Genomic DNA, 24,894 nt, shown 5'->3' with positions numbered 1-24,894 from the left:
GTGGAAAATGGTGAAGTCCGGAAAAGAATGGCATGGTGAGTTTCATAATAAAAAGAAAAATGGGGAATTATTTTGGGAAAAAGCCACAGTATCGCCAATTATAGATGAAAATGGTCATATCATTAACTTTTTAAAAGTGGCTGAAGATATTACTGAGAAAAAGAAGTATGAAAAAGTACAAAAGGTGTTATTTAATATTTCTAATGCTGCCAATTTAAATAATAACCTAGCTGAATTTATAGGAATCATTCATAAGGAACTGGAGAAAATAATTGATACTACTAATTTTTATGTGGCTTTATATGATGAAGAAAAAGATTATTTTACTTTCCCCTTCTATTCCGATGAACAAGACCAATTTCACAAAGTACCTGCAGCTAAAACCCTTACTAAATATATTATTAAAACCAATCAAACCTTAATGGTTGATGCGGTATTGAATCAGAAATTGAAAGAAGAGGGATTTATCAATGATATGGGTTCTGTTTCCAAAATCTGGTTGGGCTCACCATTGGTAGTGGAAGGAAAAGCTATAGGAGCTATTGCAGTTCAGAGTTATACAAATGAAAATGCTTTTAATAAGTCCGATGAGGAAATGTTCTCTTTCATTGCCGAACAAATAAGTATCTCCATTAATAGAAAAAACATACAAGAGAAGCATGCAAGAAGTGAAACTAGGTTTAAAAGGTTATTCGAAGATTTGGGAGATGCTATTTTTGTGACCAGGGTTGGAGGAAACCATGGTGGTCAGATACTAGAAGCAAATTCGGCAGCATCTCAGCAAACAGGTTATTCTCGCGATGAGCTTTTAAGTATGAATATTTCTCAAGATATATATGTGGATGGTAGTTGTGATTATAATGTGCAAGATATGGAAATATCCCTGTTAAAAGGGAATACCATTAAGACCATTGAAAAGAAAAGAAGAAAGAATGGTAGTGAATATTGGACAGAGATGATTGTGACCCCCATCGAATTTCAAGATGTAGCAGCAAGTATTTCTATTAATAGAGATATCACAGATAGAATCGAAACAGAAGCGCAATTAATAAAAGCTTTAGCAAAAGCGGAGGAGTCTGATCGATTGAAATCTTCCTTCTTAGCCAATATGAGCCACGAAATAAGAACACCTATGAATGGCATAATGGGTTTTACGAGTCTTTTAATGGATGAGAATATTAGTTTAGGGGAGGTCAAGGAGTTTTCTTCTGTGATTGAAAGATCGAGTCAAAGACTATTAAATACCATCAATGATATTATGGATATCTCCAGAATAGAAGCCGGACAAGTGGATAATCAGCAAGCAAACGTGAATATTGGAGAACAAATGGATGATATTCATCGCTTGTTTGGTCTAGAAGCAGAATATAAAGGCTTAAAATTCATCATGAATAAAGGCTTTGAAAATAAGGACTCTGTAATAAGAGTGGATGAGGATAAACTCTATTCCATTATCACAAACCTGATTAAAAATGCCATTAAATTTACCGAAACCGGAAGTGTGGAGTTTAGTGCAGATAAAAAGACCAATGGATTTTATTTTAAAGTGAAAGACACTGGAATTGGTATTCTCAAAGACAAGCAAGAAAGTGTTTTTCATAGATTTGTACAGGCAGATCTAAGTTTATCGAGTAAGTATGAAGGAGCTGGTTTAGGGCTTTCCATAGTAAAGGCTTATTTGGAAGTATTAAGTGGGGAAATTCGTTTAGAATCTGAAGAAGGCAAAGGAACTACTTTCTATGTTTTTGTTCCCTTTCAATAAGGATTTTGTTGGAGAAAATCTTATTTGTCAGCAGATAAGCACCAGGTTTAGATGTTTCCCACTTCCAACTTCTGACTTCTAACTTCCCACTTCCCACTTCCAACTTCCTCCTTAGCCATTCCATTTGCGTCTAGATTTCTTTTCCCCTTGTTGCTTTTTAGCTTGTAAGCGCCTTTCCTTTGAGGCTTTGGTGGCCCTGGTTTTTACTCTTCTTTTACGAGGAGTCAATACTTTGTTGATCAACTCGTAGAACTTCTCTATCGCAATTTCCTTGTTCTGTAACTGACTCCTGCTGGCTTGTGAAACTAAAATAAATTCTCCTTCTTGGTTGATAAATCTTGAAAGTTTCTCCAGAATAATCTGTTTATGCTCCTCTAAAAGTAATTCTGATTCCCTAATAGAAAACCGAAGTTCGGCCTTAGTATTCAGCTTATTTACACTTTGTCCGCCAGGCCCACTGCTTCTGCTAAAGGAGAATTTTATTTCTGTATCTAAATGTCCAAAGGGGATGTATTTATAGTGATGCATGGTTTTTGTTTTTGCAAATTTAGGGAAAAATGGATATTCTTTAATAATAAGCTTCCAATTGAATAAAAGCTAAGCATTAATGAATGAAATGTAGTTTAGAAGTTGAACGGATGACCTAGATTAGAATTAATTATAATGTACATCAAATTTAATTTTAATGTAGCTTAGAATATGCGATGATATAGGTGGAAATCACTAGATGATATTTATACTGATGAGCTTGTGTTTGAATACCTTGAGCATCACAAAGATACAAAAAAATAATGACTCCTGATTTATAGAGGTTTATTTATTAATTTTACTCATTCATTAAACGTATCAAAATCAGCATTCCTATGATAAATTATAAAGTAACAGCCTTAGCCGATAAGCTTTCTACAGGGGAGACTCAATATAAATACTATCCTCGCATATGTAATCGCCAAAAATTAAAATTAAGGGAGTTATCAAAAGACATATCCCGACAGTGTAGTTTAACCGAGACTGATGTATATGGTGTACTCAGAACTCTCATCACAAATTTGCCCACACTATTATTGCAGAATAAGAGTATAGAATTAGATGAGTTTGGAATTTTTAGTCTTCATGCTAAAGTGGAAGGAAGTGCCACAGCGAAAGAAGCCAAGGCGAGTAAAATAAAAGAACTAAAAATAGCATTTCGGCCCCATAAATATCTAAAGGAGGGGCTCCTGAATGCTAAATTTAAGAAAGTGAAGTAGGGGATTATTCTTTGTATAAAAGTATAAACTAACTCAAGAGCAAGAGGAGTCTTTTAATATTCTTTTCGAATCTATGCAGACTAAATTTGTAAAATCACAAGGTCTGGATTATATAGGGACTGTTCGCAGATTAGGTCTTTTCACTTTTCGAATAGCAATGATACTTACCGCATTACGGATTATGGAGAATGGGCAGCTTACAGAAAAGATAGAATGCAATGATACAGATTTTAGAACAGCTATAACGATGGTTAAAGTCTTAGTTGAGCATTCAGCAAAGGTGTTTTCGGAATTAGATGGTGAATCGAAACCAACAAGGTTGAAGAATAAAAAGGAAAGCTTCTTGGATGCATTACCAGAAACCTTCAATCGAAAAAAATACCTAGAATTGGCAGAATCATTATCCATAAATCCAAAAACAGCCGAAGGATATATTGCAAAATTCTTAAAAGATTCTTTAATCCATAGAGAAAGTCACGACCATTATATCAAAATAAATACTGAATAATACGGATTTAAGGATTCTCAGGATTCTAAGGAAATATAGGATTTAACTAATCCATAAACTTTCAATTGTTATACAATTTATAATCTTTGTAATACAGAGTATAACAATGGTAGTTATTTCATTAGCCATTATAATGCATTTTCCTTACTTTAGCAGTCAATAAATATGATTAAACACAGAGTTACTAGTTGCCCAATCAGGTTATCCTAAATAAGTAACTAAACACAATTGAAACCCCAATGAACAACAATATATTACAATACGAATCCGATGTTTGGAAAACAGCAGATTTACTTATAGGTGCCGGTATCAAACAAAGTGATTTTCCTAAATTTATGATGCCCTATTTTGCATTAATCATGGTTGAAAGTCGTCTTCTAAGATATTCCAAAGAACTAGAACAAGAAATTAGCCGTGACGATATAGAAGGATTTGTAGAAGAATTTGAAGATTTTGGCTATGGCTATAACGATTATGTCATTAGAAAAAACAAAACCTTAAAGGATATTTGTGAGAATGACAAAACTTTCGATATTGATTTCGATACCTATCTCAAATCGTTTGATGCAGAAACTAAATCTCTACTAGGTGTTGATAAAGGAACAGAAGAAGAAAAATTTCTTGATATTTCGGGTACAAGTGGCTTGCTAAAGAAAAAACGTATCCTATTCGATACTATTTCTGCTTGGAGTGAAATTGATTTAGTTCCCTTTGATAATTCCGAAATAACAACACTCGAAGAACACATTAAAAGAAAATGGGCCGATATCTCTGCCGAAACAGCTGGAGAGCAATATACCCCTGATGATATTACCTCTCTTATTACCGAAATCATTAGCTCTAAGATTGATGATAATGGTAAATTTCTAAGTATTTACGACCCCACTTGCGGTGGTGGAAACCTACTCTTTGGTGTCGATGACAAGATTAAAAAAACATTTTCCAGACCAACAGCTACCTTTGGCGAAGATTGGAGCGACAGCCTTTATGCGCTGGCCAAAATAGAAAGCCGATTCAGAACCGATTCCGATATAAAATACGGCAACACTTTAACCAATATTTCTTTCATTGAAAAGAAATTTGATATTGTTGTGGCAAATCCACCCTATGGTGTAGACTGGAAAGGTTATAGAAAAGATATTGAAAACGATACAACTGAACGATTCATTGATTTACCTTCCATCTCCGATGGTCAATTCTTATTCACACAACATATTCTTTATCAATTAGCCGATGATGGCTTATCTGTTGTGGTTCATAATGGTTCCACTTTATTTAGTGGCGATGCTGGTGGTGGAGAAAGCAATATTCGTAAATATTTCTTCGACCAAGATTGGGTAGAAGCCATCATTCAAATGCCAACCGATGAATTTTTTAATACAGGTATCTATACCTATTTATGGGTTTTCAATAAAAACAAAGCAGCAGAAAGAAAAGACAAAGTAATACTTATCAATGCTTCTCAACTTTTCGAACCGCTCAAAAAGAGCAGGGGAAAGAAACGAAAAGAAATGGTTTTAGAAAACCGAAAGGAAATAGTAAATACTCTGGATAGCTTTAAAGATAATAGTATTGCTAAGGTATATGATAAATGGCATTTCTATTATAATAAACAAAGTATCATGCTCACCAATATAGATGAAAATGGGAAATCATTCGAAGAGCATTTAGCAACTAGAATCAATAGAGATGGTGAAGAAGTAAAAGAAAAGTCACTTAAAATTAAACCTTCAAAAATCACACAAGTTTTAGATGAAGATAATATCACTTTTACCAATTTTGAAATTAAAGAATACGACAATATCCAATTCGATTCCTTAAAAGATTATTTCGATGAAGACTTGAAACCAATAATTTCAAGCCTCGATTATAAAGAAGCTGAGCTTAAAGTTCACGATACAGAAGGTAATATATATTACTACGATGCGGATAAAGAAACCATCATTAAGTCAAATGGCAAAACAAATGAAGAATTAGGTTGTGGCAAAATACTAATAAAGGCTGCTTACAAAAAAGCTACCAAAACAAAGCCTATTCATATTGTCATTACAGTAGAGCTAACGCCCGATTACCAAAAAGACTACGAAATTATTCCCTACTCACCCAATGAGATTCTTAATACTCAAAACATGGCCAATTTTATGGCCAAATACATTACTAAGCCATTTGAATATATTGACAATATAATAGGTGTAGAAATCAATTTCAATAAAGAATTTTACCAACCAGAAATACTAAGACCTGTTGAAACTATTTCACAGGAGCTTAAAGACCTTGAAAATGATTTAGCTGACCTTGAAAATGATTTGGCTTTATGAGATTTGACACATATAATGAATATAAAGCAGTTCAAAAGCTTTTTGAAGTTCCATCTCATTGGGAAATTTGCAGGCTAAAAGATTTAGGTTTTTTACAAAATGGAATCAGTAAATCTAAAGAGTATTTCGGCTCAGGGCACCCATTCGTAAGTTATGGGAATGTCTACAATGACTCTATTAACATCAACCAAATTGTCAACCTTGCAAATTCTTCAACTCAGGACCAAAAACTTTACTCTGTTAAATCTGGAGATGTTTTTTTTACAAGAACATCTGAAACTATTGATGAGATAGGTATTGCTTCTACTTGTTTATCCACCGTCCCCAAAGCTACATTTTCTGGTTTTACAATTAGGTTTAGACCAAGAAAAAAAATACTAAAAGAATATTCTAAATTCTATTTTAAGGCTCATTTTTACAGGACTTTAATAAGTAGGCAAATAAGTCTTGTTACAAGAGCCTCACTAGGTCAAGGTATTTTGTATAACTTAAACATTGCCCTCCCTCCTAAACTTGAACAAACACAAATAGCCAATTACCTTGACAAAAAAACAACAGCAATAGACAACAAAATTTACCTATTAGAGCAAAAGGCTAAAAAATACAAGGAACTCAAAAAAAGTATCATCAATGAAACGGTATGCCGAGGTTTAAACAAAGATGTTAAATTAAAAAATAGCGGGATTGAGTGGCTTGGTGATATTCCGGAACATTGGGAAGTAATAAGAGTAAAAGGATTTTGTAAAACAATTAAAGGAAAAAACTTGAGCAATTCAGATATTCCCTTTAAAAACTCTCTTAATCTTTTAAGTCTGGACTATTTAAGAAATGACAAAACTACTTTTAGCTCATATTGTATCAGTGAAAATAAGTCATTAATTGCAACGGAAAACGATTTAATTATTGTTTGGGATGGTGCTGCAGCTGGCGAAATTATAAAATCTAAAAAAGGCTATATATCTTCAACAATTGCTAAATTAGTTTTCAATAAAAGAATTTTATTACCTAAATACTTTTATTTTCTGAAAGAAAATATTGAATACATGTTACAAAAAATCCCTACAGGGATGGGGATTCCTCATTTGAATCCACTTTTGTTAAATAACTTTCACTGTCCAGTTCCTCCAATAGTTGAACAAAAAGAGATTTTAAAAATATTAGATTACAAAACAACAATAATTGACAAGATTACCAAAAACATAACTACTCAAATAACAACTCTAAAAGAATTAAAGAAAACACTAATAAATGATGTGGTAACAGGAAAGATTAAAGTAAGCCAATAATAGCACATAAAACAAGAGATAAAATAGCTGCTTAAAGAGACGATAGAATAGGCGATTATAAAGACGATAAAATGTTAAATATTGACAACGATAATAGAAAAGCTTGTGATAGTGATATAAATGTTATTATATTTGCAGCAACCGTACTCGATTTGCTTCCCTTAAGAACAGCAATCGGGTCTTTTTATTTTATAGCCTTTCCTATTCTTTTTGCCAAAAATATTAATTCAACTATCTAATGGCAAAAGAACCCAAAACTATACAAGAACAAATTGAATTGCTTAGCCAAAGGGGAATGCTTTTTCATGATATAAATCAAGCTCCTCATTATTTAGCTAATATTAGTTATTATCGCTTAAAAGGCTATTGGTGGGAAATGCAGCAAGATTTTGAAAAACATACTTTTAAGCCTGATACCTATTTCGAAAATATAATTGATAACTATAATTTTGATAGAAATTTTAGAATATTAGTGTTTAATGCCATCGAGAGAATTGAAGTTTCATTACGTACCAAACTTATCTATCACATGTCATTAGATTATGGAGCTCATTGGTTTGTGAATCAGTCCCTATTTACCGACCCATTTAATCATTCTATCTTCTTATCAAAATTGAATAGGGAAATGCTAAGTAGTAGTGAAGAGTTTATGAAGAAACACTATGGAAATCACAAAAACGAAGTCCCAGAATCTTGGAAAGCTCTTGAAATTGTAACCTTAGGCACCTTATCAAAATTATATAAGAATATCAATACTCAATTACCTGCGAAATCAAGAATCACCAATGAGCTTGGTATCAATAGTGCAAAGGACTTGGCAAGTTGGTTAAGTGCGATTACATTAATAAGAAATATAATTGCCCATCACAGTAGGCTGTGGAACAGAGCAATCATCACAAAATATAAATGGCCCAAATCTACTCGCTTTCCTTTATTAGATTATACACCAGATGACCAAAGAAGAAAAAAAATATTTCCAATTCTTTGTGCAATGATTTATCTAAACGATAGAATAAGTCCTGGTCATCACCTAAAGAAAGAGTTACAAGAATTATTTCACGATTTTCCAAGTATACCAAAATATAAACTCGGTTTTCCACCTGATTGGCAAGAACAACCCCTATTTAAAAACTTCTACTAATTATGAACGAATTAGAATTACAAGATAAATATTTAATCAACTTCCTCTGTGAGCGCAACGATGGGCTTAAATATAAAGAAGTTAAAGCAAATACCGTTTCTCAGCAGTTCTTCATTGTAGAAGATTTAAAACAATTTATCAGCGAAACGCCTCTCAATAAGGAGAACTATAAAAAACTACTCCGTAAATTTAACTCCGAAAAAGAGTTAATGACAAAGTTCATGGATTTTCTTAATCAACGAATAAAGGAATCTATGAATATGGCCATTTTTATCAATAATAATAAAACGGTAAGCTTCGAAGGTTTTAAACTTCATCTCTTCTACCCAAGCGGAAGCATCACTCATGAAGATAAATTATTCGATTTAAATATTTTTTCCGTTGTTCAAGAGTTGCCTTATACATTTAAATTTCAAGACAAACAACGATTTTCTTTCCGTCCCGATTTATCTTTCTTTCTCAATGGAATCTATTTAGGATATAGCGAACTCAAAAGTAATTATAATAACCAGAATGCTAGAAAAAACGGTAAAAACAAAGTAGCAAAAGACTACCTTCAAGCAGTTCAGGAGTATCTTGAAATAGCAGATAACAACGATGTTTCTGCAACAATACGCAAAGACTTTCTAAAGATTTTTGAAAAAGCTATTCATATTACATCAACCGATATCAACGACACATTCGTCATTCGTAACATATCAACCTTATTCGATGAGATAAAACAAAAAGTCACCTCTGGGAGTTACGATTTCGACGACTATAATAAAAAACTCATAAAAGATTTTAAGTCCTATCCATTAAGAAATCCTAAGGCTAAAAAAACAGAAAGGTTCGAAGAAGTATTCAGGGTACTCTATGATAAAAAAATGATAGAGAAAGAAATACTATATTATAATTTTATTGAGCGCGAATTAATAAAGAAAGAAAACAGTAAAAACAAAGAGTACAAGCATAACGATGGTCGGTTAATTAGCCCTCGTCCTAAACAAAAATACGGAACAGATAAAATACTTAGTAAGATTGATGAGTTTTTAGTTCACGAATCCGAACCCGATTATTTCATTACAAAACTTCGTAAAGAGCTAAAATCAAAAGGCATTGGAGAACAGCAAGCAAAAGAATTAATCGAAAAACGACAAAAATACCAGAACAACAAAACCGTATATTCCCTACTGCTTCAATACGCTGCAGGTTTTGGAAAAAGTAACATTATTGGCTGGACAGCTTTACAGCTTAAAGACCTTCGTAAAAACAAGGAATATATTTACGATAAAGTAATACTAGTTGTAGATAGAATACAATTACGCGACCAATTGGATTCTAAAATGTTCAATATGAACATCAGTAAAAGTATGTTTATTGAAGCTGATGATAAGAAATCCTTTCTTAAAGCCCTCAAAAGCGATATTAGGGTAATGGTGGTCAATGTGCAAAAATTCACCACTATAAAGGAAGTATTAGAGCCAGATATAATTAAAAAGCTCTCTACTCTTCGAATTGCATTTCTTATAGATGAGATTCACCGTAGTAATAGCGGAGTTCAGCACGAAGAAATGATTTCTCTTTTCGATGAACTCCAAAGTAGCTTCGATAATAATGAAGATTATAAACAAGAACAGCAAAAGAAAAATCTAATTATTGGTCTTACCGCAACCCCATCAGATATTTCATTAGCAAGATTTGGTGAGTTTAATAAATATGCAGAAGCTGAAAAAATTTGGGCTCCTTTTGATTATTATACCATGCGCGAAGCCATTGAAGATGGTTATATTTTAAACCCACTAAAAGGTATTGTTCCTGTGGCAGCCAAAATGTACTTTGAAATTCCAGATAGTGATTTAGAAGGTTTCGAAGGAGATACTGGTTATGAAGATATCCCAGACAATACAGAAACGGGTATTGATGAATTTGGAAGGAAATATGCCATTCGTAAGAAAAAGATATATTTAAATGAAGATAGAATTAAAGCAGTCTCCAAATTTATAGTAAACAGATTAGTCTCAACAGTCTATCATCAAATACGTGGTACAGCAAAAGCAATGTTGGCTGTTTCATCAATTAAAGCAGCAATTAAGTATAAGAAACATATTGAAAGATATTATAAGGAACTTACACAACAGAAGAAATACGACCGTTTTAAGGAAGCTCCTGTTTATATTGTCTATAGTGATAGCCAGGACCACCAAGCCTCATCAACGCTGAACAATGGTTTATCTGAAGCTAAAGTTTTACAAAACTTTGCCATTAAAAAGAATGGCTTAATCATTGTTATTGACAAGCTTCAAACCGGATTTGATGAACCCAAACTGCAAACACTATTCCTTGATAAAGAAATAAGGGGTATCAATGCCATTCAAACTATTTCAAGGGTTAACAGAACAACAAAACATAAAAATGATTGTAAAATAGTCGACTTCTCCTATAAAAATATCAATGTGAAAAATATCCATCAATCATTCGAACACTTTAGTAATGTTGTTGTCTCCGATTTCGACCCTTTAAATGACAATGAGAAACTTGAAGCATTATATAGCGAGCTTAAATCCCATGATATTTTCGCCAAAAACTTTGAACCATTTAAGAAATACGAATCAGGTGATAAAAACATTCAAATTATTCTAAATATTCAAAATAACTTTACTGAATTCATTACTAATCATCCAAAAGATGCAAAAAAATTAAAATCCAAAATAAATAAATATTTCTTCATTTTTAATTTAATAGAATACATCATTGAGCTGGATAAAAAATTTGGGGAGTCTATATTTTTACAATTCTGGAGAAGGTTTAATAATGAATATAATAATGTACACCGTCAAGATGAAATCATCGATGATGTGGAAATCTACTTCGATAATAAAATAGGTATAACAGCACCCACAGAAATTGAAGAAAATGGTAAGAAAAGTGTTGTGAGCGGAATGGGTGAAGGAGAAGGAAAGAAATACAAATACAACATTTTAAAAGTTATCGAAAAAAGAAATCAGGAAGAAGAAGAAATCGAAGAGCTAATCAAGGACTTTGAAGCCAAAATAGAAAGGTTTTTCAGCTATATAAAAAATGATGATGCAGGGCAAAGATTAATCGCAAAAATAAAAGACAACGGCCAAACTTTCGATGCAGAAGAAATATACGATGACTTCGCCAAAATATACCGCAAATTCATCCGTCGCAACAAAGATTTAGGCGACTTTTTCCTAAAAGAAACCAAAGACAGCCTCAACCAAATATGCGATGACTTTGAAAGATTGATAAATAAGCCATATGAGCAGGAAGAATATTTTAGTAAAGCTGCTGATGATGATTGGGGTTATAAAGTGTAATAATTATGAACAATAGAAGTACGAGTTTCAATAAAACAAAGGACAAGTTTACAAAAAAACTGATCAATTTTTTTATCATTTTTACTTCAGTGGCAGCTATTCTATTTTACCTGTCTACTGGTGTGTATTTCTCCTATACAATTGACACCCAGGTTTGGGCGCAATTTGGAGCCTTTTTGGGAGCCTTTTTATTAGCAACAACACTAATCTACCAAATCCGTTCTTTTCACAGGCAACAAGTTGAAGCCAGATTCTTTGAGCTTATCAAGTATTACCGTGCTAATGTGGATGAGATGAAATTTAGAAATCCATTCTATTATGAAGAAGACGGAAGAAAAGCAGATGAAGAATATGTTACTGGAAGACGAGTAATGAAAACAATATTTGAACAATATAAAGTAGCTCGTAAAATTGCCAAAGAACTAGAATTTACTGACAATTACTTTTTCAATCAAGATGATAGGTACGGAAAATTTAAAGAAATCTACGTTGACAAATGGAAAAATGATTCTAGAAAAGTATTAGATAAAAAGGATTGGATAAATAACCTGAAAATAAACGAAGTAGCCTACCTAATCACATTTTGGGGCATACCTATCGACACAGATAAAGAGCTTAAAAACTATTTAGAGTGCATTCTTAATGAAACACAGCTAAAAGATTTAACCGATACTGTAAGGCGAATTGTCACTGTCTATGATTTTGATGGTGTTAAAGCAAAATATTCTGGTAATTTAAAATTTTCTGATAGGGATATTTCTGAAATCCTTAATACAGAAGGTTTACCAGAATTAGATAATGCTAAGATTAAGTTTTTTGGCGGTCACCAATACCACTTAGGTCATTTTTTCAGGCATCTTTATCAAGCAATTAAATATATCGACCAACAACCCGAATGGCTATTCTCTTTTGATGAGAAATACGATTATATTAAAACACTACGTGCTCAAATGTCAAACTATGAGCAAGCGGTATTCTTTATTAATTCATTAACCGAATTGGGAAGAAAATGGGAATATGATAATAAATATGAAAGGAAACTTATTAGTGATTATAACTTAGTAAAGAATCTTCCTAGAAATTTCATTCCAGATATGGAACCACATTATTATTATCCTGAAGTAGAATTTGAGTGGAAAGATATCTATTTAAAGAAATAGTGATATTAAGTTGTCTATTAAGTTTTGTTTTATAGTAATGTGGGACATAAAAAAAACCGTCAGAAGTTAATCTAACGGTTTTTCTTTTAAAGTGATCCAGACAGGACTCGAACCTGTGACCCGCAGCTTAGAAGGCTGCTGCTCTATCCAGCTGAGCTACTGGACCATCTTTTTGCGGGTGCAAAGATATATTTTTTTCTGGAAAGAAAACTATTTCTTCCTATTTTTTTAAATAAATCATTTTTTCTGCTTTCTTCATATCCTTGCCCTTTAGTTTTATAAAATATAAACCACTGGATAATTGTGATTTAAGTGATGATGAAATGGAAATGTTAAATTCATTATCGCCTTGTGAAATTTCTTGACTTCCGAGGCTCCATGATTTTCCCGAAGCTGTTTCCACCAATACTAAATCTACTCGTTCTTCTGAATTCCAAGTGGTATTGATTTGAATATCATTAATGATAGGATTAGGGCTGATGCTAAATGAATTAGACTCCTCAGAAATCAGATTGTCATTTTCTGGAATAGACACCGTTCCGTCAATTCCACCGCTATAGCAGCTCACCAAACCATCTCTATCTCCTACTACCATTTCTATGGTGTAATCTCTACAAGCGTCATCGGTGCTGCATAAGGCATCAATAGGAGAGGCGGCAGCTTTTTTACTCATCTCATCACCAGTGGCACCATCTAAGAAATAGGAGTAATTATTGCTAAACAAAGAACCCACCATCACATCGTTAAATCCATCTTCATTTAAATCATTAGCCACAGCTACATTCCACGACTTGTCATCTAAATTGGCTGACCAAACAGCATCAGCAGTATATCCATCAATAAGATAGGTGTTGGTTGATGAGCTGGCAATTAATATATCATCGAAGCCATCCTCAGAAATATCTCCAAGGTTTAAAAGTCGAAGGATGAGATTATTGCCTATGCTACCATTTTCTATTTCATTACCATTGGTGGCATCAAGGAAATAATACTGTCCGCTAAAATCACCAGCCATGATATCAGGAACATTATCATTATTCAAATCTCCTAATGGAGCTAAAGCCCAAACAGAGGTTCCATTTACATTAAAATCCCATTCTATTTGTCCATTGCTGCCATCAATTCCAAATACTTTTCCTTGGGTTTCTGCATTATTACTTCCGCCACCAATCACATCAACTTGACCATCACCAGTAAAATCTTCAACGGCAATCACACCAAAGCCAGGGCCATTTAAAGCACACCTCCAAATTTGCTCACCTGTGTTTCCATCTATCAAGAAAATACATTTTGGGCCCACATCGTTGGCATCATCACCAACTGCAGCTAAGGCATCGTTTATACCGTCTCCATTTACATCTTTTTGACCGTAGACTTGATAAACCCAACCACCATCACCAATCACATTGGTTTGGAATTTCCATAAGATTTCACCCGTTTTAGCCGAGATACAATTAATAGCTCTATCTCCACCAGCAGTACCAATAATAAAATCATCATAACCATCCTCATCAATATCATCCAAATAATCGATTCCATTTTGCTGATATACGTTTCCCGAATAGATTTCTGTAGTCCATAATACATCCGCTGTTCCAGAGCTATTTCCATTGAGACAGATCACTTGATTATTTTCTGCACAAACAATCACATCGCCAACATTATCACCTGAAACATCCTCTATACCTAGCATGGCTTTTGGACTTTGATCGTAGCCATCCGTTATTTGATGACTCCATAAAAGGCTTCCTATTCCATTGTCAGTATTTATAGCATTGGCGCTAAATTCAATGATAGGTGGGTTCCCAGATGTATTTGTTGAGATAAACAATTCGGTACTAAAATCACCTTCAGTTTGAGGGAAAAACCAAACTCCAATGTCTAAAGTATCCAGAGAAGGAATAGCTATAGGCGTAGTTATGTATTCATCTATATAAAAGGCCGCATTATTAAAATAGATTTCGTCAATGACAAGGTTTTCATTTCCAGTATTCATCACTTTAATATAGCGACGGGTGCTGGCAAATTTTCTGACATCATCAAATGCTAAGTTTTCATCATCATAAGCTATTAATGGACCATCGTAAGTGGATTGTCCGAAAATATGAATTTCAATTTCCTGATTTACGGGATCGTTAGTCGTGAATTCTTGAATCAAATCAATAATTCCAGCTTCAATAAAATCCACTGAAATACTAATAGTTTCACTTGAGGAGGGTGCTAAACTTAATGTTTCTGGCAAGCCAGTTAGTTCTATAATATTCCCACCCATTCCAGTCAAATCACCTAAAGTGAAAATACCTTCACTTCCGCCAGTATTAGTAAATTCGAGTTCAAATGTAGTATTGGAGTCAACGAGTTGGTCTCCCAAATTAATATTCTGTGCTTGTATGTCGAGAACAGGATTCCCACCTCCGCTTAGATTTATCTTATAAAGGGTAGAGTTAGCTTGAGATGGGCCTGTGACATACCAAAGGTATGTTCCATCAAAAACCACTCCAGTGGGCTTAATTCCAACGCTTTCGTGGCTTTCTATCACTTGTCCAGCATCGTCTACTAAATAAAGCATATCAGCATCGTAATCTGCAATCCAAAAATCATCACCCATTTGACAAATGGCCCAAGGTTGGTCGTTTGGTGTGGAAAACTGCCCTAATTCGTTTCCTTCATCATCTACATGAAAAGCAGTGCCATTGGGATCGTAATAGGCATTCACCCAAAAGCTGCCATCCTCCATACTTTCTATTCCCGAAATATAGGTGGCTGGCAATTCAAAATTGCTGATGAAGTTTCCATCCATATCAAATTCAACGGCTAAGGCAGGATCATAGCTACCTTGTCGGTCTGTTGACCAGAAATGAGTTCCATCAAAACTTAATCCCAAAGCTTCTTCGATGGGAGCAATACATTGTAGCTCGTAGCTTCCATCTGCAGGATCGATTTTGAATATCCTGCTGTCATCGCCATCAGAACTATATAATCCGCTGTATAAAAATTCACCATCATAGGTGATTCCTCCAGCTTTTCCTGGGATTTCGTAGGTAGCAACTACGGTCCATTCATTGGTGCTCTTTTGAGCTAATAAGATGAATGGTAGTAAGATAAGGCTAAATAAGTATAGTTTTTTCATGTTGAATGATTTAATGATGGCTTAAAATTACAAAAAAATAGAAGATTTTTCGGCTAAATCCTATTTTGATGCGCTAAGAAAAGTGTATTTAAATTCCACAATGATAATATTTATGAAACTTTATCATAATATTAAGTTTTGATAGGTTCAATGTCGTTTCTATTAATGTATGTGATAATCCCATATACCAGTGATATTGTTAATTTGGTATAAAAATCCTATCATCCTTTTTTGTGGAAAAAAGGATGCAAAAAGCCATCCCAAACAATTGCCTCCCCGCCTCTTATAGAGTATTGATTTGTCTACCAAAGTAGAAAACTAATGACCTTATAATCCAATCTCCTATCTGAATTTAAAAAAAGTTGTTTCTATTTAAAATTTATTCGATGTCATTACTTTAAAAGCCATGGCCCTTTGCTGACAAATCAAATATTCAATAATTCCCCCCATGAACCGCCCCCAGTTTGGGAAAGGCCTGCCCACTGTCTTCGAGAACAAATTATGCTTTGAGTATTAATACCTGATTTTATAATGAAGAAAGTATATTTGAGTCTATTTTGTTATGAACTAGAAATCAGTTAAAGATTTTGAATTCAATCACGCAAAATTTATAAAGACTTCCAGCGGAAGTCTACATCCGCCTTGTCAGGAAGTCGTTAAGCGGAGCAAATGGCTTGTAGGAAATAAAAACAATATTGTTTGACGCTCGTTAGTGAGCATTCGCAGAATGTCACTATAAGGAGGAGTTTATTGTTTTTCCGAAAAGCCATTTGTGGAGTAGACTTGCTGATACAGCGGAGGTTTTGCTGCACTTTTTAAAAAGTGTAATAGAATAATTCTGCTAAACGGATTTCAATTTCAGAAGACAAATATCATTGTAAAAGAATCCTCAAAAACTCGATAAACTCAAATCTATAGTCTATTATTAGCCTAAGTGCAATGTATAATCTTGTATAGGGAAATTGATTCTATTCGGATTCTATTACACAATCATATTCCAGCGCATCAAAATAAGAAATAGCTGTTTTTAGCAGTGTAAATTATGTTAAAAAAAGATTGGCATGTGCTTTGTTGTGTTTGTAATTTTATAACTTTGCCCTTTAACTATTATTTTAACCCTTAAAACTTTTAAAAATGAAAAAGTTTCTATTATCCTTTGCACTAATCATGACTTTTGGACTAGGAGCCATGGCACAAAATGCTGCTGAGGTTACTGAGAACCCAAATGCACCAGTTATCACTTTTGATATTACTGATCATGATTATGGTACGATTTACCAGAATGCAGATGGGAATTGTGTATTTGTTTATACAAATGATGGAAAAGAACCTTTGATTTTATCTCGTGTAAAATCTTCATGTGGATGTACCATTCCTAAATGGTCTCGTCAGCCTCTAATGCCAGGTCAGTCGGATACTATTAAGGTGAAATATGATACTAAGCGATTAGGGTCTTTCCACAAATCAATTACTATTACTTCTAATGCTAAAACTCCAACTGTAGTTTTGAAAATTAAAGGTAAAGTATTAGCGCAGCCAGATACAGCTATGCCGACTAAAAATGTTGACAAGGATATGTCTCCTGTAAATAAATAATAGGTTTTTTACTTACTTGAAAACCAAAAAAATATAAGACCTTTGTCCTGACTTTTTAAGTCAGGATTTTTTTTTGATAATTGTTAATTAATACTTTGAAAATGCCAGGAATATCAAACAAAGGAAAATTGATGCCGGAGTCTCCCATCCGTAAATTAGTACCTTATGCTGAAGCAGCAAAAAAAAGAGGTGTAAAGGTTTATCATTTAAATATAGGACAACCTGATATTAAGACACCCGAAGTGGCTTTGGATGCCATTAGAAATTATGATGAAAAAGTGGTTGCTTATAGCCATTCTGCTGGTCATCAGCAATATCGCGAAAAATTAGCCGCTTATTATAAAAAGAATAATATTGGTGTAGATGCAGATGATATTATTGTTACTGCAGGAGCTTCAGAGGCTATTTTATTTGCTATTCAAAGTATTATGGACGAAGGTGATGAAATTATTATCCCAGAGCCTTTCTATGCCAATTATAATGGTTTTGCCACTAATGCTGGTGTAAAAGTAAAACCTATTTTTAGTGATATTAAAGATGGTTTCTCTCTTCCTCCAATTAGTGAGTTTGAGAAAGCGGTAACAGATAAAACTAAAGCCATCATGGTTTGTAATCCTAATAACCCAACTGGTTATTTATACAGCAAAGATGAGCTTGAAGTATTGAAGCAAATTGCTTTAAAATATGATCTTTATTTAATCGCCGATGAAGTCTATCGTGAGTTTGTTTACGATGGAGAAGAGCATTTTTCTGTGATGAATTTAGAAGGTTTAGATCAGCATAGTATCTTGATTGATTCTGTATCGAAAAGATATTCAGCTTGTGGTTTTCGTATTGGTTGTATGATTAGTAAGAACAAAGAAGTCATGGCAACGGCTATGAAGTTTGCTCAAGCGCGTTTGAGTCCTCCAAGTTTTGGTCAGGTAGCTAGCGAGGCTGCTTTAGAAACACCAATGTCTTATTTTGAGGAGGTTATTGAAGAATATCTTCTCAGACGTAATGTGGTTGTGGAGTCTTTGAATAAAATGGATGGCGTTTATTGTCCTAATCCTAAAGGAGCATTTTATGTGGTAGCTAAACTTCCTATTGATAATTCTGATAGATTCTGCCAATGGATGTTAGAGGATTTTGCTTATGAAAACCAAACTGTAATGCTTGCCCCTGCCAGTGGATTTTATAGTACTGAAGGATTGGGGAAAGACGAAATCAGAATCTCTTATGTCCTAAATACAGATGACCTCAAAAGTAGTATGATAGTATTAGAAGAAGCTTTAAAGGTATATCCTGGAAGAGTATAAACTATAAAAACATATTTGAAAAAAATCGGCAAACAACTTTGTCGATTTTTTTTTGTCTTTATTTTGTAGTTTTACGCTATCAAAAACAAATTATTCAACATATAAATTCCGATTTATGAAACGATTAGTTCTTTATTCCTTCTTGTTTTTACTGTTTTTTAGTGGAAGCAATGCCAGTTTAGAATTGGCTTATAAACCTATTTATATTAGTTATGCTGAAGCCAAAACAGTAACTTATCTTCCTGCTCAAGAGATGAAGAATCAAGGAAAAATATATATTAAAGATCAGTATATATTTATTGGTGATGTGGGGCTGGGTGTTCATGTGATTGACAATAGTGATCCCGCAAACCCTCTAAAAATAGGTTTCTTACAGATTTTGGGTAATCATGATATTTCCATTAAAGGAAATTCTCTTTATGCGGATAATTTGGAAGATTTAGTGACCATAGATATCAGCAATATTTCTAATCCAATTCTGACCAAAAGAATAGAGGATGTTTATCAGACCAACTATTCTAAATATCCACCGAATGTACCCTATGGTACTTATTTCGAATGTGTTGACGAGTCGAAAGGATTTGTAATGGATTGGGTGCAAACAGAAGTGTCAGATCCTAAATGTTATACCACCAATTAATAGAAATTATCATGAAAAATATGTTTATCATTTTTGTATTGGCTATAGCCATAATGGCTTCTTGTACTAAGGATTCTTCCACTTCTAGCGAGTCGGGTGTTCCAACGGGGGGTGATACTCAAGGACAAGGCGGAAGCATGGCCAAGTTTAGTATTTCTGGCGACCATTTGTTTTTAATCAATGAGTATTCTTTAAAAGTATATGATCTTACCAATACAGCTGAACCCCAATTTTTAAGTCAGTTGAATGTGGACTTCGGAATAGAAACCGTTTTTACTTTAGAAGAGTACCTTTTTATTGGCTCCATCAATGGAATGTATATTTATGACATCAGTAATCCTGCAAATATCAAATACCTTTCTTTCTACCAACATATCACCAGTTGCGATCCTGTTGTGGCTAATGATACTTTGGCTTTTGTGACCTTAAACAGTACCAGTTCTTGTAATTGGCAATCAGGAGTTAATAGATTAGATGTTTTGGATATTAAGAATAAAGAATACCCTAAGCTATTAAGTTCTCAGGTTTTGAGCGGCCCCAAAGGGCTTGGCTTATACCAAAACTATGTTTTTGTTTGTAATAGTGGAGATGGAGTTGAAATCTATGATTATACCAATCCATATTCTTTAGTTTGGGCTGGAGGTATCAGTGGTATTGATGCTTATGATGTGATTATTAGAGAAGACAGAATGTTCTTGGTAGGGCAAGATGGGCTATTCCAATATGATATCAGTGATGTACATGATATTGATTTGATTAGCAATATACTATTTCAATAATTGGAGATAAATGGAACTATTTTATGGATTATTTAAGGTTTTATGACCTTCCATTCTTCTATTGAAATAGTATTATTGAGTACCTTTAGCCTTACAACATAAGCTCATGAAACGAATTGCGTTTTTAATATGTATTCTCTTTATTCCTGTAATTTTCTCTTATGCTCAAGAAGAAATTTGGGGCTATCATTCTCTTGCCGGAAGCGAAGGAGGAGGGATGATTTTTACTGTAGACCCTGAAAATAAAGAGGTGGAAACTATCCATCGCTTTGGGCATGGTTACATAGAATATGATGCGCCCACAAATCCAATTTTTTTTGAAAATGGAAATGGACTTTTATATGGTTCCATTGAGGAGCAATTATATTCATATAATCCATCCAGTCAAGAAATAATAGTCTTACTAGATTCCTTAGATTTTGGGAAATTAGTAGCCATTGATGAAGATTATATTTATGCTACCCGATTAGGTGATACTGTAGTTGATGTATTTGCTTATGATATTCAAAATAACACGCAAGAGTGGCTCCTAGCCATTCCTAAATCCCAAGGATATGAGCATAAAGGATACTGGACTAAACTTGATAATGGTAAATTCTATACTTTGACGAGATATGGTGGTCTTGAAGGTAGCGGAGCTTTGATTGAGATTGATGTGGAGAATGCAAGTTCGAGAAAATCCATTGATTTTGGAGAAGCCAAAAATCCAGAAGGAAGTTTAAAGGTTCACGCAAATGGTTTTACCTATGGAACTACTGTTAATGGAGGGGGAAATGGCGATGGCGTGGTTTTTAAATTAGATCCCAAAGGAGATAGTTATATCATTGAAGCTTCATTCAGTAATGAAACTGGACGAAAACCCAAAGGAGAAATGTTTAAGGCCAGTGATGGGAATTTTTATGGTGTTACGGCTTATGGTGGTGAGCATTCTGGGGGAACTATTTATAAATTTAACCCTTTAACATCAAGTATTCAAGCCTTATATCATATCTCTGCTTATTCATCGGAATTTTTAAATCACGAGTTTGATGGATATTTCACCCAATTAACAGATTATAAACTAATTGGTGTGCTGAAGAATAGAGATGAACAAGGTAAAGGAAAGATATTTAGCTTTAATCTTTTAACTAGAGTGTTAGAGGTATTAGTAGATTTTAATGATTTGGATGCGAGTATTCCTTATGGTAAAATTCATGCTTCCGAAGGTCGTTTCTTGGGCTTATTTCAGGGGTTTCAAAATCACCAGTGGGGAGGGATTTATAATTATGATCCTATTCATAAAGAAATAGATGTTTTGAAAATGTTTGGTAGAAATGAAAGCGCTATCGAAGGTCAAAATCCCAATTGGATGTGCCAAGGAGAGGATGGACATATTTATGGGATGACTGGATATGGAGGCAAAGAAAATAAAGGTATATTATTTCAGATTGATCAGAACAGTCATGAGTTTACCAAGAAACTGGATTTAGCAGAAATTGGCTTTGATATTAATCCTTATGCAAATGGTTTTAGTGTGGGAAGTGGTAAAATTATCGGGATTTCTACTGTAAGCACATCAAAAGAAACTAAAGATTCTAGAGGAGCTTTTGTATTCGAGTATGACTATATGCAGAATCGATTAAAGAAGATATATGATATCGATTTATTGTATTTTGGAAACTCTGAACCTAAGATGAACAGCAATGGCAATATTTATTTCAATCGTTTTTTTAATTTCTATGAATATAATTATTATAAAAATGAAATGATAGAATCTCAAGTGCCAGATTTGGAGTATGTAAGAGATTTGATAGAGTATTTACCCAATGTTTATGTGGGTAGCTGTAGTGATGGAGGTACTGCCACTGATGACTGGACTTATGGTATGCTATTTACATGGAATAAAGAAACCAATGAAGTCAATCGCATTTTTGATATGAATAGATTTTTTCCAACAAATTCAAACCCTGCCACTCCTCGAAACAACTTATTTTGTGCCAGTAATGGACTCGTCTATGGTGATTTTATGAGTAATGAAGTGAAAATCTCGTGGGAGGAACCTTATGCTTATGATATTCATAAAGATAGTTTATTGGATTCTTCACCTTTTTCCACTGAGATTAATAATTATACTAGAAATTCGGTAATTGAAGATTTCTCTAATCGTTATCTTATACAGAACAGACGAAGAAGTGGTACAGAGATAGGGGATATAGGAATATATGATGCTCATTTGGGAGATCAAGTTTTCATTATACTAGAAGAATCACCTTTTTATTATGAATATTGGGAAGATGATATAGAAGAAACCAATGCTCCATTTGATTTTATTTCAAGAGTAAATTTAATCAGAACAGAAGAAAAAGACGATAAATATTATTGGACAGGAGAAAAAGATACAGTCTGGTATAATGAGAGTAACTGGTATGGAAGTAAAACACCAGAATCTAAAGCCAATATAGTAATTACGCCTAGTGCTCCCCGATTTCCTTGGATAGATACTATTGTAGATATTGGTAGTTTGGAAATTATGGCAGAAACAAAACTTACGCTAAGCCCTCAAGGACAGTTGACATGTGAAAGCATTATTGATAAAGGAGATTTTCTCTTACTAGCCAATGATGAAAACAAAGCCTCATTTATTCTAGAAAATGGGGAGGAACAAAAAGGTGGATTTACTTATCAATACCAATCCAGTAAAGCACAAATAGATTGTATGGGATTACCCATTAAAGAAAGTACTTGGTTTCACTTGGATAGCATTACAGCCTTTGGCTATGAGGAGGGTGATGATGAATATTTTCTTCCTATTGAAGATTCTTCCTATTTATTTCAAGCCATGAATCCTTATATCTTAGACTTGGATAGTGGACAAGTCATCCATTTCAAAGGAGAATCTAATTGGGGAGATATGCATTATACTTTCCATGAAAATCGCTTCTATAGTTTGGCAAACCCATATCCCAGCTCTTTCAACTGGTCCCAACTCGATTTCACTCATCTTTCTCATCCTGCTCTTTATAGATTTAACATGGAGGAGGATCAATTTGAAACTTATATCGATGGTTTAGGAGATGCCCATCCTCTCATTCAACCTTTAGATGTGTTTTGGGTATATGCAGAGCAAAACGAGCAAATGGATTTCCTGAATGCCGATAGAATACATGCTTCTGGGTTTCAAGAAAACCTAAATATCCGCGACCATGTTTTGAAACTAAAAGTAGATAGTAAAAATGGCTCCGACTATACCTATATCAGTTTCAATCCAAGCTCTAGTCCTGATTTTGAATATGATAAAGATGCGCTGAAGATCATGCCTCATCGAAACAACCGTCCACAGATATTCACTTATGGCGGAGAAAAAGAATTGGGCATTAATCAGCTTCCAGATACCACCATGATGGACTTATCAGTAAAATGCCAATCAAATGGAACTTTTACCATCAGCATAGATAGCAATATGGGCTATGATTATCTCATACTTGAAGATTTAATTTGGAATAAAAGAATCAACCTCTTAGAGGAGTCTTATACCTTCGACTATTTCACCAGCGATGGAAATTATCCTTTCAAATTATATTTCACCGATTGGGTGTTACAGCCCGTGGAGGAAGGAGATATTGAGGTTTATTATTACCCAGAAAGTATAGTGGTCCGTAGCCGAAAGATGATCAAACAAGCCGATATTATTTTCTACGATCTAGCCGGAAAAGCAGTAATGACCTATACAGAAAATGACTTCTTCAAATTTGAAAAAGCCATTTCATTACCCACTGGGCATTATATTGTTCAAGTTCGCACGTATGATGTGGTGAAGAATACTAAAGTTTTGATTCGACGTTAAGATTTAATCAAAGTTTTCCAACCACTTCATGCGCTTCCCACTTCCCGCTTCCAGCTTCCAACTTCAGCTTCTCCCTTCCGACTTCATGCTTCCCACTCAGTCAATCTCCTGATTTAACCAAGATTCAATTTCTGAAACTCTACTGGTAAAGGTGATAATCTTTCCTTCAGTATCCAATAACATCATAAATGGAACACTCGTTATTCCATAGGTGGTGGCTACCTTTGAGCTGAAAGCATCCTCATCAATAAGTTGAAGATAGGTGAGCTGATCTGCCTCAATAGCTGATTGCCAGTTCTCAGTATTTTCATCTAAACAAACTCCCATGAACTGTACATTCTTATCCATATACTTGGTGTATAAGGCTTGCATTTTGGGGTTTTCTGTTCTACATATACTACACCATGCAGCCCAAAAATCCACTACTACATATTTCCCTCTTTGGTCTGACAGTTTATAGAAAGTTCCTGTCTCATCTGCTACACTAAAATCTGGGGCAATGGCACCAATTTTTACCGCTACTTCTGGAGTATCTGAATCCTCATCTTTTTTGCAGGCTTGGCTCGAAAATATCAAAGCAAAAGCCATAATCATTATGTTTATTTTTTTCATTATTTCTTGTTTTATCCTATTGGTCGTTCAAATGACGATATTCTTACTGAAAAAATCTAGTGTTTGGAATTTTTTTACATTTTTATAGCTTTAAGTCCACTCCGAAAAGCCTTTTTTAGCCACAATGGCTCAAAGACACAAAGATGCATGAAAATTAAAGCATTAATAGTAAGCCCTTTGTGTTTCTTGATAGCTTGGTATCTTAGTGGCAATATCATTTTATAGGGTTACCCATTTAGTTCACAAATAGTTGTATATGAGTATATTATTT

General features: G+C 34.0%; 15 protein-coding genes, 1 tRNA gene and 1 pseudogene. 13 read left to right on the top strand and 4 right to left on the bottom strand.

The window, feature by feature from the left end; all coding sequences use genetic code 11:
* Positions 1 to 1,762, top strand: a 1,762-nt coding sequence (locus tag HNS38_RS16530) for a PAS domain S-box protein (protein WP_172346747.1), incomplete at its 5' end; no start/stop codon positions are given.
* A gap of 111 nt (positions 1,763 to 1,873) precedes the next feature.
* Here the strand turns inward: HNS38_RS16530 and arfB are convergent.
* Positions 1,874 to 2,290: an alternative ribosome rescue aminoacyl-tRNA hydrolase ArfB gene (gene arfB / locus HNS38_RS16525; protein ID WP_172280320.1), complete on the bottom strand. Its 417-nt coding sequence runs from the start codon at positions 2,288 to 2,290 to the stop codon at positions 1,874 to 1,876.
* 335 nt (positions 2,291 to 2,625) lie between these two features.
* Between arfB and HNS38_RS16520 the strand changes: the two genes are divergently transcribed.
* From HNS38_RS16520 to HNS38_RS16490, 7 genes and pseudogenes are all read left to right on the top strand, one after another.
* On the top strand, positions 2,626 to 3,009 hold the full coding sequence (locus tag HNS38_RS16520) for an HU family DNA-binding protein (RefSeq protein WP_172346746.1): 384 nt from the start codon (positions 2,626 to 2,628) through the stop codon (positions 3,007 to 3,009).
* A 37-nt stretch (positions 3,010 to 3,046) separates the two neighbouring features.
* A pseudogene (locus tag HNS38_RS16515) lies at positions 3,047 to 3,517 on the top strand (DUF3987 domain-containing protein); the annotation flags it as partial.
* 239 nt (positions 3,518 to 3,756) lie between these two features.
* Positions 3,757 to 5,835, top strand: a complete 2,079-nt coding sequence (locus HNS38_RS16510) for a class I SAM-dependent DNA methyltransferase (protein WP_172346745.1) — start codon at positions 3,757 to 3,759, stop codon at positions 5,833 to 5,835.
* Positions 5,832 to 7,121: a restriction endonuclease subunit S gene (locus tag HNS38_RS16505; protein ID WP_172346744.1), complete on the top strand. Its 1,290-nt coding sequence runs from the start codon at positions 5,832 to 5,834 to the stop codon at positions 7,119 to 7,121. The genes HNS38_RS16510 and HNS38_RS16505 overlap by 4 nt, the downstream gene beginning before the upstream one ends.
* A 238-nt stretch (positions 7,122 to 7,359) precedes the next feature.
* Positions 7,360 to 8,262, top strand: a complete 903-nt coding sequence (locus tag HNS38_RS16500; RefSeq protein WP_172346743.1) for an Abi family protein — start codon at positions 7,360 to 7,362, stop codon at positions 8,260 to 8,262.
* A gap of 2 nt (positions 8,263 to 8,264) precedes the next feature.
* Positions 8,265 to 11,585, top strand: coding sequence for a DEAD/DEAH box helicase family protein (locus HNS38_RS16495; RefSeq protein WP_172346742.1), 3,321 nt, complete (start codon positions 8,265 to 8,267; stop codon positions 11,583 to 11,585).
* Between the two features lie 5 nt (positions 11,586 to 11,590).
* The gene (locus HNS38_RS16490; RefSeq protein ID WP_172346741.1) at positions 11,591 to 12,745 is read left to right on the top strand and encodes a putative phage abortive infection protein; all 1,155 of its coding nucleotides are present in this window, start codon (positions 11,591 to 11,593) and stop codon (positions 12,743 to 12,745) included.
* A gap of 92 nt (positions 12,746 to 12,837) precedes the next feature.
* On the opposite strand, the gene HNS38_RS16485 is transcribed toward HNS38_RS16490, so the two are convergent.
* Together HNS38_RS16485 and HNS38_RS16480 are read right to left on the bottom strand one after the other, a co-directional pair.
* Positions 12,838 to 12,911, bottom strand: a tRNA-Arg gene (locus HNS38_RS16485).
* Between the two features lie 54 nt (positions 12,912 to 12,965).
* Positions 12,966 to 15,875: a PQQ-binding-like beta-propeller repeat protein gene (locus tag HNS38_RS16480; protein WP_172346740.1), complete on the bottom strand. Its 2,910-nt coding sequence runs from the start codon at positions 15,873 to 15,875 to the stop codon at positions 12,966 to 12,968.
* A gap of 1,134 nt (positions 15,876 to 17,009) precedes the next feature.
* On the opposite strand from HNS38_RS16480, the gene HNS38_RS16475 reads away from it, so the two are divergent.
* From HNS38_RS16475 to HNS38_RS16455, 5 genes are all read left to right on the top strand, one after another.
* On the top strand, positions 17,010 to 17,471 hold the full coding sequence (locus tag HNS38_RS16475; RefSeq protein ID WP_172346739.1) for a DUF1573 domain-containing protein: 462 nt from the start codon (positions 17,010 to 17,012) through the stop codon (positions 17,469 to 17,471).
* A 101-nt stretch (positions 17,472 to 17,572) separates the two neighbouring features.
* On the top strand, positions 17,573 to 18,769 hold the full coding sequence (locus HNS38_RS16470) for a pyridoxal phosphate-dependent aminotransferase (protein ID WP_172280327.1): 1,197 nt from the start codon (positions 17,573 to 17,575) through the stop codon (positions 18,767 to 18,769).
* A gap of 115 nt (positions 18,770 to 18,884) precedes the next feature.
* Positions 18,885 to 19,409, top strand: a complete 525-nt coding sequence (locus tag HNS38_RS16465; protein WP_172280329.1) for a hypothetical protein — start codon at positions 18,885 to 18,887, stop codon at positions 19,407 to 19,409.
* Between the two features lie 11 nt (positions 19,410 to 19,420).
* Positions 19,421 to 20,188 (top strand): LVIVD repeat-containing protein, encoded by a 768-nt coding sequence (locus HNS38_RS16460; RefSeq protein ID WP_172346738.1) that lies wholly within the window; start codon positions 19,421 to 19,423, stop codon positions 20,186 to 20,188.
* Between the two features lie 106 nt (positions 20,189 to 20,294).
* Entirely contained in the window at positions 20,295 to 24,011 is a 3,717-nt protein-coding gene (locus HNS38_RS16455) for a choice-of-anchor tandem repeat GloVer-containing protein (RefSeq protein WP_172346737.1), read from the top strand.
* A 96-nt stretch (positions 24,012 to 24,107) separates the two neighbouring features.
* Here the strand turns inward: HNS38_RS16455 and HNS38_RS16450 are convergent, their stop codons facing one another.
* Positions 24,108 to 24,623 carry a peroxiredoxin gene (locus HNS38_RS16450; RefSeq protein ID WP_172280335.1) on the bottom strand — a complete coding sequence of 172 codons (516 nt, stop codon included), beginning with the start codon at positions 24,621 to 24,623 and terminating at the stop codon, positions 24,108 to 24,110.
* Between the last annotated feature and the right edge of the window lie 271 nt (positions 24,624 to 24,894).

The organism is Lentimicrobium sp. L6 (assembly GCF_013166655.1).
Taxonomy (GTDB): domain Bacteria; phylum Bacteroidota; class Bacteroidia; order Bacteroidales; family UBA12170; genus UBA12170.
Note: the sequence above shows the minus strand (reverse complement) of the source record. Positions and strands in the feature narration are given on the sequence as shown.